This window comes from Sphingomonas sp. S-NIH.Pt15_0812 (genome assembly GCF_003951315.1).
Taxonomy (GTDB): Bacteria; Pseudomonadota; Alphaproteobacteria; order Sphingomonadales; family Sphingomonadaceae; genus Sphingomonas.
Genome location: NZ_QLJH01000005.1, coordinates 52,783 through 67,055 on the forward strand (window position 1 = coordinate 52,783; position 14,273 = coordinate 67,055).

11 protein-coding genes are annotated in these 14,273 nt (G+C 68.8%); 2 read left to right on the top strand and 9 right to left on the bottom strand.

The window, feature by feature from the left end; genetic code table 11:
- The first annotated feature begins 16 nt into the window (after positions 1–16).
- Together fmt and truA are read left to right on the top strand one after the other, a co-directional pair.
- Positions 17–925: a methionyl-tRNA formyltransferase gene (gene fmt / locus BRX43_RS04940; RefSeq protein WP_125993750.1), complete on the top strand. Its 909-nt coding sequence runs from the start codon at positions 17–19 to the stop codon at positions 923–925.
- Entirely contained in the window at positions 922–1,659 is a 738-nt protein-coding gene (gene truA, locus BRX43_RS04945; protein WP_125993751.1) for a tRNA pseudouridine(38-40) synthase TruA, read from the top strand. The genes fmt and truA overlap by 4 nt, the downstream gene beginning before the upstream one ends.
- Here the strand turns inward: truA and BRX43_RS04950 are convergent.
- From BRX43_RS04950 to smpB, 9 genes are all read right to left on the bottom strand, one after another.
- Complete coding sequence (locus BRX43_RS04950) at positions 1,649–2,815, bottom strand: class I SAM-dependent RNA methyltransferase (protein WP_125993752.1); 1,167 nt, start codon at positions 2,813–2,815, stop codon at positions 1,649–1,651. The two genes, truA and BRX43_RS04950, sit on opposite strands and share 11 nt — an antisense overlap.
- The gene (locus BRX43_RS04955; RefSeq protein WP_125993753.1) at positions 2,812–4,197 is read right to left on the bottom strand and encodes an NAD(P)H-hydrate dehydratase; all 1,386 of its coding nucleotides are present in this window, start codon (positions 4,195–4,197) and stop codon (positions 2,812–2,814) included. Before BRX43_RS04955 ends, BRX43_RS04950 begins: the two co-directional genes overlap by 4 nt.
- 49 nt (positions 4,198–4,246) lie before the next feature.
- Positions 4,247–5,965 (bottom strand): dihydroxy-acid dehydratase, encoded by a 1,719-nt coding sequence (gene ilvD, locus BRX43_RS04960; protein WP_125993754.1) that lies wholly within the window; start codon positions 5,963–5,965, stop codon positions 4,247–4,249.
- Positions 5,966–6,026: 61 nt separating this feature from the next.
- Complete coding sequence (locus BRX43_RS04965) at positions 6,027–6,377, bottom strand: response regulator (protein WP_125993755.1); 351 nt, start codon at positions 6,375–6,377, stop codon at positions 6,027–6,029.
- Between the two features lie 64 nt (positions 6,378–6,441).
- A complete protein-coding gene (locus BRX43_RS04970; RefSeq protein ID WP_125993756.1) occupies positions 6,442–8,817 on the bottom strand; it encodes a response regulator in 2,376 nt (791 codons plus the stop codon).
- A 66-nt stretch (positions 8,818–8,883) separates the two neighbouring features.
- Positions 8,884–10,908 (bottom strand): M13-type metalloendopeptidase, encoded by a 2,025-nt coding sequence (locus tag BRX43_RS04975; RefSeq protein ID WP_125993757.1) that lies wholly within the window; start codon positions 10,906–10,908, stop codon positions 8,884–8,886.
- A 157-nt stretch (positions 10,909–11,065) separates the two neighbouring features.
- Entirely contained in the window at positions 11,066–13,150 is a 2,085-nt protein-coding gene (locus BRX43_RS04980; protein WP_125993758.1) for a M13 family metallopeptidase, read from the bottom strand.
- 78 nt (positions 13,151–13,228) lie between these two features.
- Positions 13,229–13,786, bottom strand: a complete 558-nt coding sequence (locus tag BRX43_RS04985) for a DUF2062 domain-containing protein (RefSeq protein ID WP_125993759.1) — start codon at positions 13,784–13,786, stop codon at positions 13,229–13,231.
- Positions 13,786–14,268 (bottom strand): SsrA-binding protein SmpB, encoded by a 483-nt coding sequence (gene smpB, locus BRX43_RS04990; RefSeq protein ID WP_125993760.1) that lies wholly within the window; start codon positions 14,266–14,268, stop codon positions 13,786–13,788. Before smpB ends, BRX43_RS04985 begins: the two co-directional genes overlap by 1 nt.
- Positions 14,269–14,273 lie beyond the last annotated feature (5 nt).

A 14,273-nucleotide genomic window follows, 5' to 3' on the forward strand; every position in this document is an offset into this window, starting at 1 on the left:
GCGTTGAAGGCGCATCATGCGGATCGTCTTCATGGGAACCCCCGACTTCGCCGTGCCGACGCTGGAGGCGCTGGTCGCCGCCGGCCACGACGTCGTCGCCGTCTACAGCCAACCCCCCCGCCCCGCCGGGCGTCGCGGGCGCGCGCTCGTCGCCTCCCCGGTGCAACAGGCCGCCGAACGGCTGGGCATCGCGGTACATGTGCCGGCATCGTTGCGCGACGCACAGGCTCAGGCGACCTTCGCAGGGCACGGAGCGGACATGGCGGTGGTCGCGGCCTATGGCCTGATCCTGCCGCGCGCGGTGCTGGACGCGCCGGTCCATGGCTGCCTCAACGTCCATGGCTCGCTGCTGCCGCGCTGGCGCGGGGCCGCGCCGGTGCAGCGTGCGATCCTGGCCGGCGATGCGGAGTCCGGCGTCGGGATCATGCAGATGGAAGCGGGGCTCGATACCGGCCCCGTTCGGCTGGAGGGGCGGACGAGCGTCGACGGCAAGACGGCGGGCGATCTGTCCGCCGAATTGTCCCGGCTCGGCGCACGGTTGATGGTGGAGGTGCTCGCCGACCTGCCCGGCCATCCGGCCATCCCGCAGCCCGAGGACGGCATCACCTATGCCGCCAAGATCGACAAGGCGGAGGCGCGGCTGGACTTTGCCGAGCCGGCCGTCACCGTCGAACGTCGCATCCGGGCGATGAACCCCGCCCCGGGTGCCTGGTTCGAATGGCAGGGCGAGCGGATCAAGCTGCTCGCCGCCGACATCATCTCGATTGATGGCGGTCCGGCCGGCACCGTGCTGGATGACCGGCTGACCATCGCCTGTGGCACGGACGCGATCCGCCCGACGCTGGTCCAGCGCGCCGGACGCGGCGTGACCAACGCGGCGGATCTGCTCCGCGGCTTTCCGATCCCGGCAGGTAGCCGGCTTTGACCCGCTTCGCGCTGACCATCGAGTTCGACGGCCGGCCCTTCATGGGCTGGCAACGCCAGTCGCACGGCCCCTCGGTGCAGCAGGCGCTGGAGACGGCGGCGCATGAAATCACCGGCGAGACGGTCACCGTCCATGCCGCCGGGCGCACCGATGCGGGCGTGCATGGACTGGCGATGCGCGCGCATTGCGACATCGCCAAGCCGATCGCCCCGTTCCGCCTGATGGAAGCGCTCAACGCCCGGCTTCGCCCCAACCCGGTCGCGGTGCTGGCCTGCGAACCGGTGCCCGACCACTGGCATGCGCGCTTTTCCTGCCTCGGCCGCGCTTACGAATATCGCATCGTCAATCGCCGCGCGCCGCTGACCTGGGAGGCGGGGCTGGCGTGGCAGGTGCCACAGCCGTTGAACGAGGACGCGATGGCGGCAGGCGCGGCGCATCTGCTCGGCCGCCACGACTTCACCACCTTCCGCTCCGCCCATTGCCAGGCGGACAGCCCGGTCCGCACGCTCGACACGCTGACCGTCACCCGGACCGCCGACCGCATCGCGATCCGTGCCGCCGCGCGGTCGTTCCTGCATCATCAGGTCCGCTCGATGGTCGGCTGCCTGGCGATGGTCGGCATGGGCCGCTGGACACCCGATCAGGTCGGCGAAGCACTGGCGGCGCGCGATCGCGCCCGGCTGGGGCTCAATGCCCCGCCGGACGGACTGTTCTTCACCGGCGCTATCTACTGAAGCAGGCGGCCAGCTCGACATGGGTCGACCAGCGGAACTGCCCGACCGGCTGCACCCAGTCGATCCGCCAGCCCGCCTCGACCATCAGCTTGGCGTCGCGCGCGAAGCTGGCCGGATTGCACGAGACATAGGCGATCCGCTTCACCATGCATTCGGCCAGCGCCGCCGCCTGCTCGCGCGCGCCGGAGCGTGGCGGATCGATCACCACCGCGTCGAACCGATTCAGCTCGGTGACCGTCAGCGGCCGCCGGTAGAGGTCGCGATGCTCGGCGAAGACCGCCCGCTGTCGGGCATTCGCCGCCAGCTTCAACGCCATCAGGGCATCGCGCGCGCCCTCGGCGGCATAGACCTTGGCCGGCAGCGCCAGGGCGAAGGTGCCCAGCCCCGCGAACAGGTCCGCCACCGTCTTCGCGCCCTCGGTCGCCTCGCGCACGGCGGCGACCAGCGCCGCCTCGCCCTCGCGCGTCGCCTGAAGGAAGCTGGCGTGCGGCAGTCCGACCGGGAGGCCGCCCAGGGTGATCGTCACCGGCTGCGGTTCCCAGCGCGTCTCCGCGCCGTCACCCCCATCGACCGCGAAACGTGCGACGCCATGCTTCGCGCAGAAGTCGTTGAGCGTCTCCGCCGCCTTCAATCCTTCGGGCGCGAAGCCGGTGACCAATATGTCCGCCCCCTGGTCCGACAGGGTCAGGTGTACATCCGCCCGCCGCTTCAACCCCAGGCGCTGGAGCAGCGACCGCAGCGGTGCGACCAGCACGAACAGCTCCGGCGTCAGGATATGGCATTCGCGCAGGTCGACGATCGCATGGCTCTGCGCGGCGGTGAAGCCCAGCAGCCCCTTGTCGGCATGCAGCGTCGCCCGCCGCCGCGTATCGGGCGGCGATACCAGCGGCGCGCGGAGGGGGGCGCTGAGGCCTTGCCCGTCCAGGGCGCTCGCCACCCGGTCGGCGACGAAGCCCGCATAGCTTTCATCGTCCAGATGCTGGAGCTGGCATCCGCCGCATTGCGGGAAATGGCGGCAGGGCGGCGTCTGGTGATGCGGACCGGGGGTCACGCCGCCATCGTCGTTCAGCAGGTCGCCGGGTGCGGCAAGGGCGGCGTGGCGGCCATCGGCGGTCACGCCATCGCCAAGGGCGGCGACGCGCAGGATCGGGGTCATAGGGATGCTCGTGTCAGGGTCAGGGCCGTGGCCAGGTCGTCCGCGATAAAGCTTGCACCACAGCGCCGTCCAGCCTCCGCGTGCAGCCAGACGCCGGCGGCCGCCGCCTCGATCGGCGTACCATGGCCGCCCGCCAGCATCGCGGCGATCGCGCCGGTCAGCACGTCCCCGGTGCCGGCGGTCGACAGCCAGGCATTGCCGCCCGGATGGACGATGGCGCGGTGGCGATTGGCGATGACCGTGGTCGCGCCCTTGAACACGACGACCGCCCCCGTCGCGCGGGCGGCGTCGCGCGCCCGGTCGATCACGCTGCCGCCGCCCTTGCCGAACAGCGCCTCGAACTCGCCTTGATGAGGGGTGAGGATCACCGGGCAATCGCGATCCGGCAAGGTCGCCGGGTCGAGCAGGTGCAGCGCGTCGCCATCGATGACCAGCGGATGCCGGTCCGCCGCGACCAGCCGTTCCAGCCGCACGCGCGCCGCATCGTCGCGCCCCAGCCCGGGTCCGATCACGATCGCACCGATGCGCGGATCGTCGAGCGCCGCCGCGTCGTCGCGTGGCCGGTGGACGATCGCCGCCGGCCCAAGCCCCGACCGATCGCCATAGATCGCGGCATAGCCGGCACCCGATCGCAACGCCGCCTCGGCCGACAGGCGCGCCGCCCCGGCCATCGTGCCGGCGACGATCGCGACCATGCCGCGCGTGTATTTGTGCGAGTCCGGATCGGGCGCGGCGAGGCGCGGCGGCGCGATCATCGCCACCCGGCCGGCCAGCGCGGAGGCCGGCAATCCGATCGGCACCAGCCGGATCGCGCCCATCGTCCGCATCGCCGGCTGCAAGACGTGCGCAGGCTTGAGGGCGCCGAGCGCCAGGGTGAGCGTGAAGCCGGGTGCGTCCTCCACCAGCAAGGCCCCGTCATCGCTGCCGACGCCCGAGGGCAGGTCGACCGCAACGGCCAGCGCCGCCGCCTCGACCAGCCGGCGGAGCGGATCGGCGATCGCCGGCTCCAGCGGCCGTGACAGGCCCGTCCCGAACAGGGCGTCGACGACCACCGGCGCCGCTGCGGCCTCCGCCACATCCTCGACCGGCCCGCTCCACTGCGACGCGGCGGCCTTCGCCAGGTCGCTTCGCGGCTCGCCGCTGCGCGCGACCCGCACCATATGGCCCATGGCGCGCAGATAGGCGGCCGCGACATAGCCGTCGCCACCATTATTGCCAGGCCCGCACAGCACCAGCACCTCCGCCCCGCCGGCGAGGCGGCGGACCGCCTCCCCCACGCCGCGTCCCGCACGGTCCATCAACCCGCCGAGATCGCCATGCGCTTGTTCGGCCGCGCGCATGGCGTCGGCGGTGACGACGGGGCATCCTTCGATCGATATCATCCCACTGGTCTAGCGCAATTCCATCCGATGAGCGATCCAGCCCTGCCGGTCAGATATCCGCATAGACATGACGCTCGGCCGCCGCACCGGGATGGGTCACCGCGCCTTGATGCGCCGGGCCGACATTCTGCGCGTAGCGCCACAAGGCGCCCGAGCCATAGCCGTTGACGCGCGGGGTCCAGGCGGCGCGGCGCACGGCGAGCACCTCTTCGTCGACCAGCAGGTCGATCGTACCCGCCTCGGCGTCGATGCGGATGCGGTCACCCTGCTCGACCAGCCCGATCGGGCCGCCCTCGGCCGCTTCCGGGCCGACATGGCCGATGCAGAAGCCGCGCGTCGCGCCCGAAAAGCGACCGTCGGTGATCAGCGCGACCTTCTCGCCCATGCCCAGACCATAGAGCGCGGCGGTGGTGGACAGCATCTCGCGCATCCCGGGCCCGCCCTTCGGCCCCTCGTACCGGATGACGACGACCTCGCCCTCCTCGATCGACCGCGCCTCGACTGCGGCGAACGCATCCTCCTCGCAATCGAAGACGCGCGCCGGCCCCTCGAACTGGAGGCGCTGCATCCCCGCCACCTTGACGATCGCGCCATCGGGGGCGAGCGAACCCCGCAGGCCGACGACGCCGCCGGTCGGGCTGATCGGCGTCCGCACGTCGTAGATGACCTTCTGGTCGGGGTTCCACGTCACCTGGTCGATATTCTCGCCCAGGGTGCGGCCGGTGACGGTCAGGCAATTGCCGTCGAGCAGGCCGCCCACCAGCATCGTCTTCATCAACATATAGACGCCGCCCGCCTCGTACATGTCCTTGGCGACATAGCGGCCGCCCGGCTTCAGGTCGGCGATATAGGGGGTGGACTTGAACGCCTCGGCGACGTCGAACAGGTCGAAGTCGATACCGGCCTCGTTCGCCATCGCCGGCAGGTGCAGCGCCGCATTCGTCGAGCCGCCGGTCGCCGCGACGATCCGCGCGGCGTTGACGAAGGCTTCGCGGGTGCAGATGTCGCGCGGACGGATATTCTTCGCCACCAGTTCCATCACCTGCGCGCCCGCCGCGACCGCGATCTGCTCGCGCGTCGTATAGGGGGCGGGCACCATGTTGCTGTTCGGCAGCGACAGGCCGATCGCCTCCCCGACGCATGCCATGGTGTTGGCGGTGAACTGGCCGCCGCACGCGCCGTGGCCGGGGCAGGCGACCTTTTCCAGCTCATGCACCTCGGAGATCGGGCAGGCGCCGGCGGCATATTTGCCGACGACCTCGAACACGTCGACCACCGTCACGTCCCGGTCGTTGTAGCGGCCGGGCAGGATCGAGCCGCCATAGACGAAGATCGACGGGATATTGAGCCGCAGCATGGCCATCATCATGCCGGGCAGCGACTTGTCGCAGCCGGCAAAGCCGACCAGCGCGTCATAGCAATGGCCGCGCACCGAGAGTTCGACCGAGTCGGCGATGACCTCGCGGCTGACCAGCGAGGCCTTCATGCCCTGATGACCCATGGCGATGCCGTCGGTGACGGTGATGGTGTTGAAGCGGCGCGGCATTCCGCCGCCCTGGATCACGCCGGCCTGCGCGGCATCGGCCTGGCCATCGAGCGTGGTGTTGCAGGGCGCGCTGTTGTTGCCGGCGGAGGCCAGGGCAACGAACGGCTTGGCGATATCCTCCTCGGAGATGCCCATCGCGTAATAATAGGAGCGATGCGGCGCCCGCTCCGGACCAACGGAAACGTGACGCGACGGCAGGCGGGATTTGTCGAACTGGCTCATGGCGCACGCCTATGTCGCGGGAGCCCCCTTCAACGCAAGTAGATTGCGTGCGCTTACGCGATCAGAGCAGGTCGAGCGCCTTGCGCACGCCGTCCATCGTGAACGGCTTTTGCAGAACGGGCCGGTCGCGGAACCGCTCGTCGACGCTCTCGTCGCTGCCGCCGGTGGCGAAGACGAAGGGAACCCCCGCATCCGCCAGCGCCTCGGCGATCGGCGTACTCTTCTCGCCGCCGCGCAGGTTGACGTCGAGGATCGCGGCATCGATGCCGCCCTGCCCGACGCGTTCAAGCGCTCCGGCCACGGTATCGACGCTTCCGGCCACCCCCTGTTCGAGGACGTCGAGGAAATCCTCGAGCATCATGGCGATCAAGGGCTCGTCCTCGACGATAAGGATTTGCTTCGCAACGGTCATCGCATGTCTCTTAGCCATGTTCCGACAAGCGACGCAATGACAGGCGTATCCGATTTGATCTGCATCAAGCTGGACGCAGCAGATCGCGGGCGGCTTCGCCCAGTTGCTGAACGGAGAAGGGCTTGGGCAGGAAGGCGACCTTGTCGATGTCGATCGACTTGCGCAACTGCTCCTCGGCATAGCCGGACATGAACAGCACCGGCAACGCGGGATAGCGCTTGCGCACCTCCCGCACCATGGTGGGGCCGTCCATCGTCGGCATCACCACGTCGGAGATGAGCAGATCGGGCTGCCCGCTGGTACGCAGCACTTCCAGCGCCGTCTCGCCATTGTCGGCGGTCAAGACGGTATAGCCCTGGCGCACAAGGGCCCGTTCGGCCACTGCGCGGACCATATCCTCGTCCTCGACCAGCAGCACGACACCCGAGCCCCAGGTGTCGCCCTGGCGCGGCAGGGGCTTGGGCGGCGCGCGCAACGGATCGGCGACGGCGCTGTGCACCGGCAGATAGATGGTGAAGGTCGCGCCCTGACCGGGCTTCGACTCGGCGAAGATCCAGCCGCCCGACTGCTTCACGATGCCATAGACGGTCGACAGGCCGAGCCCCGTGCCCTTGCCCAGTTCCTTGGTGGTGAAGAAGGGTTCGAAGATCTTGCCGATGATGTCGGGGGGAATGCCGGTGCCGGTGTCGCTGACCGACAGGGCGGTATAGTCGGCCGGCGGCAGGATGTCCGACCCCATGGCGCGGACCTCGGCGGCGGTGACGGCGCGGGTCTGGATGGTCAGGGTGCCGCCGCCCTGCGGATTGGCGCTGACGATCGCGTCGCGCGCATTGACCGCCAGGTTGACGACCACCTGCTCCAGCTGACCGGGATCGGCGCGGACGGGCCCCAGGTTGCGGCCATGCGTGACCTCCAGCCGCACGGTCTCGCCCATCAGCCGCTTGAGCAGGTTGGACACTTCCGACACCACGTCAGGCAATTGCAGCACCTGCGGGCGCAGTGTCTGCTGGCGCGAGAAGGCGAGCAGCTGGCGTGTCAGGCTCGCGGCACGGTTCGAATTGGTGCGGATCTGCTGGATGTCGTCATAGTCGCTGTCGCCGGGTGAATGGCGCATCAGCATCAGGTCGCAATGCCCTAGGATCGCGGTTAGGATATTGTTGAAGTCGTGGGCGACGCCGCCGGCCAACTGGCCGACCGCCTGCATCTTGGTGGCCTGCGCCACCTCGCGCTTCAGCCGGCTCTCCTCGCTATTGTCCTTCAGGCTGAGCAGCACCGCCGCATCGCCCAGGCCCCGCGCGCCCGCGATGGTCAGCGCCACCGGCTCGTCCGGATGGTCCTTCAGCCGCACCGCCATGTCGGCGGAATGGGTCGCGCCGCTGGCGAAGCGGCGGATCGCGTCCGCCACCGCCGACTTGTCCTCGCGCACCACCAAGTCTCCCGGATAGAGCGGCGGGGCCGCCGCATCGACACCGGCGGCGCGGACGAAGGCGTTGTTCATCTGGAGGAACCGGCCGTCACGGTCGACCAGCGCCATGCCGAACGGCATCAGCGACACCAGGCTGCGCACATGGGCGGAGGCCGAGGCGCCGATCGCCGGCGCGTCGTGGCGGTCGTCCAGGATCGCGAGCAGGATCGGCATCTCGTCGCCCTCCGCGAAGGGAAGCTGGATCAGCCGCAGCGGCGATCCCTCCAGCCCCTCGCGCTCGAACCGGACCAGGCCCAGGCTGTCGGTGATCAGGCAATGGGCGAAGTCGCGCCCGATGATCGACCCGCTGCCACCGCTCGCCCGCTGCGACAGGACCGGCGTGGCCGCCCGCACCCGGCCGTTCGGGGTGAGCAGCGCGACCATCACGCCGCCCTGTCCGAGCCGGTCGCCGATCGTACCGCCCAGCATCGACTCGATCCGCGCGGCCAAGTCATGCTCGCCGGTGGTGACGAAGCGCCAGACCAGGACATCGGCATCCTCGCCGGCGCGGATGACCGTCGCGTCCAATCCCATTTCCGCGCCGATCAGGCCCTTCACCTCGGCACGGCCGTCCCGCCACGCGGTCCGCCCCGCCTGCCCCAGGGCCGCGACGCCCGCCGTGTCGAGCGGCAGCACGGGCGGCGTCGGCAACCCCTCGAACAGCGCCTCATAGGCATCGTTGGCGCAGACCAGCCGGCCGGCGCGGTCGGTGACGGCCACGGCCGCATCGGTGGTCGCGGCGATGGTGCGGGTGATCGTCCAGTCGATCCGCGCCATCCCCGTCTCGGCCGGCGGCCGCAGCAACCGCCACGCCGCCATCGCACCACCCGCGACGAAACCCGCCGCCAGGAAGCCGCCCGCCATCGCGATGCTGCCGATCGTGACCAGGATGAGCAGCGCCGCCGCCAGCGCCGCCGCGCCGATGGCGAGGGCGGCGACGCGGATCGACGAGGGACTGGGCGTGAAGGAGGGCATCGGGTTATCCGTGTCCACGGGCAATGGCGCGGCGTCAAGCACCGCGCCGCCGATGCCGATGTCCGATCACCAGATGCGGACGCGCTGCTCCGGCGTCAGGTACAGCGTTTCGTCCGACTTGGGCTGATAGGCGGCATACCAGGGATCGAGATTGCGGACGACCCAGGCCCGTTGCTGCGACGGGCTGTGCGGATCAGTCAGCAAGCGATTGCGAAGATTCGCGTCGCGATAGTTGCGCCGCCACACCTGCGCCCAACCCAGATAGAAACGCTGGTCGCCGGTGAAGCCGTCGATCACCGGTGCCGCGCGCCCCTTGAGCGACGCCTTATAGGCATCATGCGCGACCGACAGGCCGGCCAGATCGGCGACATTCTCGCCCAGCGTCAGCGCCCCCTTCACATGCAGGCCGGGCAACGGTTCATAGGCGTCATACTGGCGCACCAGCGCGCCCGTGCGCTGCTTGAAGGCGGCGACATCGGCCGGCGTCCACCAGTCGATCAGCCGGCCCCTGGCGTCGAACTTCGATCCCTGGTCGTCGAAATGATGGCTCAGTTCATGGCCGATCACCGCGCCGATGCCGCCGTAATTGACCGCCGGGTCCGCCTTGGGATCGAAGAAGGGCGGTTGCAGGATCGCCGCCGGAAACACGATCTCGACCATGCCGAAATTGGCATAGGCGTTGACCGTCATCGGCGTCATGCCCCATTCCCAGCGCTGGATCGGCTTGCCGAGATGACCGATATTATAGTCGTGCAGCCACTGCGCCGCCCGCAGGGAGTTGCCGAACGCATCCCCCTTTTCGATGCGCAGGCCCGACAGGTCGCGCCAACGGTCGGGATAACCGATCTTCGGCGTGAAGGCGGCCAGCTTGGCATGGGCGGCCTTCTTGGTGGCCGGGGCCATCCAGTCGAGCTTGTCGATGCGCTGGCCCATCGCCGCCAGCACGTTGCGGACCAGCATGTCCGCCGCCGCCTTGGTCTCGGGCGGGAAATAGCGGGCGACATAGACCTTGGACACATCGTCGGACAGCGCGGCCGAGGTGAAGGACACCGCCCGCTTCCAGCGATCCTCCTGCTGGGGCGTGCCCGACAGGACCGTGCCGTAGAAGGCGAACTGCTCCCGGTCGAAGGCCTGGGGCAGCACGTCGGCGAATTCGTCGAGCGACCGCAGCAGCAACTGGTCCTTCAGCACCGGCAAGGGCGTGGCGGCAATCAGGCCTGCGATCCCCGTCACCGCGCTCGGCTGTGCGACGACGACGTTGTCGACCGGCGTGCCGACCGCCTTCAGATAGGTGGCGAAGTCGAAGCCGGGGGCCGTGCGCGTCAGATCGGCGACGCTCATCCTGTTATAGGTCTTGTCGCGGTCGCGACTGTCGATCCGCGTCCAGCTGACCTGCGCAATCCGGGTCTCGAAATCGAGCACCGCCTTGGCGCGCGCCTCCGCATCCGCCTCGCCCGCCAGCGTCAGCATCTTCGCCAGATGCGCTTGATAGGCGGTGCGCGCCTCGACCAGCTTGGGGTCCGCCGACAGATAATAGTCGCGGTCGGGCATCCCCAGGCCCGACTGGCGGACGCCGACGCTATAGACGTCGGACTGGCGCGCATCCTGGCCGACGCCGCTGGCAAAGGGGATGCCCACGCCGTTGCGGTCCGCCTTTGCGACCAGGGCGGCATAGCCCGCCTTGTCGTTCAGCCTCTTGATCATGTCGAGCCAGGGACGGATCGGCGCCAGTCCCTTCGCCTCGATCGCGGCGGTGTCGAGATAGGAGGCATAGGCCTGGCCGATCTTGCTGCCGCCGGCCGCTTCCAGAATGCCTCGCGTCCGATCGCGCGACAGGTCGGCGAGCGTGTCGAACGCACCATAGCTGGCCTTGTCGGCCGGGATCGCGGTGGTCTTGGCCCATTCGCCATTGGCATAGGCGTAGAAGTCGTCGCCGGGCGAAGTGGTCTTCATCATGCCGGCTTCATCGAAACCGAAGCGGCCGATCTGCGGCGCATCGCCGGCCGGGGCAACGGTCGGCGTCTGGGTCTGGGCGTGGAGCGCGACCGCCGAGGCGGCGGCGAGCAGGCTGGCGAGAAGAAGTCGCGTCATGGCTGTCCTGAATAGCGTCGATAGGCCAGCTTCGCGCCAATCCATTGCCTTCGCAACCGGTTATATCGGGTTTCGCTGAACCTGTACGAAGCGAGGCGCGGGCGAAACCCCGCCGGGTGGAGGGCCCTGTCCGTCGTGACGGACAGGGCCCCATCCCTCACCAGATCCGGACCCGGTCGGCGGGTGCCAGATACATGTCCTGACCCGGCTTCGCGCCGAACGCCGCATACCAGGGGTCGAGGTTGCGGACGGTCAGCGTCCGCTCATGCCCCGGCGAATGCGGATCGGAGAGCAGCGCCTGGCGCAGCGCCGGCTCGCGCCACTTGGTCCGCCACACCTGCGCCCAGCCCAGATAGAAACGCTGGTCGCCGGTCAGTCCGTCGATCACCGGCGCCGGCTTGCCGCCCAGCGACTTGTGATAGGCGTCGAGCGCCACGGTCAGCCCGGCCAGGTCGGCGATGTTCTCGCCCAGCGTCAACTCGCCCTGGATATGCTGGCCGGGGATCGGCTCATAGGCATTGTACTGCGCGACCAGCTTGTCGGTGAAGCTCTTGAACCGCTCCACATCCTGCGGCGTCCACCAGTCGGTCAGCTTGCCGGTGGCGTCGTACTTGCGGCCCTGGTCATCGAAATGATGGCTGATCTCATGCCCGATCACCGCGCCGATGCCGCCATAGTTGATCGCCGGGTCCGCCTTGGGATCGAAGAAGGGCGGTTGCAGGATCGCCGCCGGGAAGACGATCTCGTTCATCACCGGATTGGCATAGGCGTTGATCGTCATCGGCGTCATGAACCACTCGCCCCGGTCGAGCGGCTTGTCGAGCTTGTTGAGCTCACGCTGATATTCGAAGGCATTGGCGCGCGCGACATTGCCGACCAGATCGCCACGCTGGACGGTCAGCGCCGAATAGTCGCGCCACTTGTCAGGATAGCCGATCTTGGGCGTGAAGGCCGCCAGCTTCTGCAGCGCCTTCGCCTTGGTCTCGGGCGCCATCCATTGCAGGTTCTTCAACCGGTCGCCCATCGATGCGATGACATTCTTCACCAGCGCATCGGCGGTCGCCTTGGCCTCGGGCGGAAAGTAGCGCGCGACATATTGCTCGCCGATCGCCTCGCCCATCGCGTTGCTGACGGTCGACACCGCCCGCTTCCACCGGGCCTGCTGCTGCGGCGTGCCCGACAGGGTGGTGCCGTAGAAGGCGAAGTTCGCCTGGTCGACCGGCGCGGCCAGATAGGAGGCGTAGGAGCGCAGGACGCGGAGCATCGCCGCATCCTTCAGCACCGGCAGCGGCGTGTCGGCATAGACCTTGGCCTCGCCGGTCAGCGCGCTGGGCTGCGCGACCAGATACATCGGGCGATTGGCCACGCCCATCTCCGTCAGGAAGGGCTGCCACGGAAAACCCGGCGCCTTGGCGGCGAAGTCGCCGGCCTTCCAGACATTGTAGGTCGCGTCCGCGTCGCGGCTCTGGACGGCGGACCAATGGGCGTTGGCGATCGCCTTCTCCATCTGGAACACCGCCGCCGCGCGCGCCTCGGCATTGGGTTCGCCCGCCAGCGTCAGCATCTTGGCCAGATAGGCCTGATAGGCCGTCCGCACCGCCGCCAGCTTCGGATCGTCCTTCAGGTAGTAATCACGGTCCGGCAGGCCGATGCCGCCCTGCCCCAGGCTGACGACATAGATTTCGGGCGACTTGTCGTCCTGCCCGACCGATACGCCGACCAGGCCGCGCACGCCCTGGCGCTGGAGCTTGGCGATCTCGGTGGCCAGCGCGGTCTTGTCGGCCGCACCCTTGATCGCGTTCAGCCAGGGCCGGACCGGAGTGATGCCCTTGGCGTCGATGGCGGCCTGATCCATGAAGCTCGTATAGAAGTCGCCGGTCTTGTCGCCCGAGCGCTTTGCCGCCTCTTCCAGGATGCCGCGCGTCCGCTCGAGCGACAGGTCCTGGAGGACGTGGAACATGCCATAGGACGACCGGTCCGCCGGAATCTCGGTCGAGGCGTACCAGCGGCCGCTGGCATAGTTGAAGAAGTCGTTGCCCGGCTGCACGCTGGTGTCGCGTCCGGCCATGTCGAAGCCGAAATCGCCGATCTGCGGCTTGTCCGCATTGGCCGGGGCGACCGGGCCGGTCGCGGCCTTGCCGACCGTCCTGGTCTGCTTGGCGGTCTGGGCGCTGGTCTGCGCCAGGGCGGTGGTGGAAACGGTGGAAGCGAGCAGGATCAGGCCAATCAACGGCGTACGCATCGAGTATCCTCAATCAAGGTCAGTGATGCTGTTGTACGTCGCTACGACGCCTCGTCAATGCAGGGTTCGTGACTAATGTTACGATGTCGCCGCGTCGTGGCGGTTGCGCCACTTGCGCGCGATCCACAGCCGCCAGCCGAGCGCCGACAGGCCATAGCCCAGCACCGCGCCGACCGCCGCGATGATGACCAGCCCGGTGACCGTCGCCGGCCCCGCCTCCCACAGCCATTGCAGCCAGCCGGTCGCCGCCTGCGCCACCGGCTGCGCCACCACGGGGGCATCGACATGCAGCACCCAGCGGCCGATCTGATAGGCGGCGATCAATATCAGCGGCGTGGTGAAGGGATTGGTGATGAAGGTGGTCAGCGCCGCCACCGGCACATTGGCGCGGAACGGCAGCGCGATCGCCGCCGCGATCGCGATCTGCGCGACCGGGAACATCACGCCCGCCACCATGCCCAGCGCGACCCCACGCGGCACCGACCGCCGGGTGAAGCGCCACAGTTCGGGTGCCAATACGCGATGCGCGACCGGCCGCAGCATCCGGCTGCGCTCCATCGATTCGCGCGTCGGCAGGTTGCGCCGACACCAGCCGGCCGCACGCTGCCACAGCGAGCGCGGCGCGGCCGTGGCCATCAGCCGCGATCCTTGAGGATGCGTTGCGCCTCCCGCTTCCAGTCGCGCTCCTTGATCGCCTCGCGCTTGTCGTGGTTCTTCCGCCCCTTGGCCAATGCCAGCTCCACCTTCGCCCTCCCCCGCGAGTTGAAATAGACCATTAGCGGCACCAGGGTCATGCCCTCGCGCGCCACCGCGCCGTGAAGCTTGTTTATCTCACGCTCGTGAAGGAGCAGTTTACGCGGCCGCTTGGCCTCGTGGTTGAAGCGGTTGCCGTGGCTGAACTCGGGGACGTTGGCGTTGATCAGCCAGACCTGGTTATCCTTCACCTCGGCATAGCTTTCGGCGATCGACCCCTCGCCGAAGCGCAGCGATTTCACCTCGGTGCCGGTCAGGGCGATGCCGGCCTCATAGGTCGTGTCGATCGAATATTCGAACCGCGCCTTGCGGTTCTCGGCGACGATCTTCTTCTTGTCGAAGGTGGCTGGTTTCGGACGCGACATGGTGG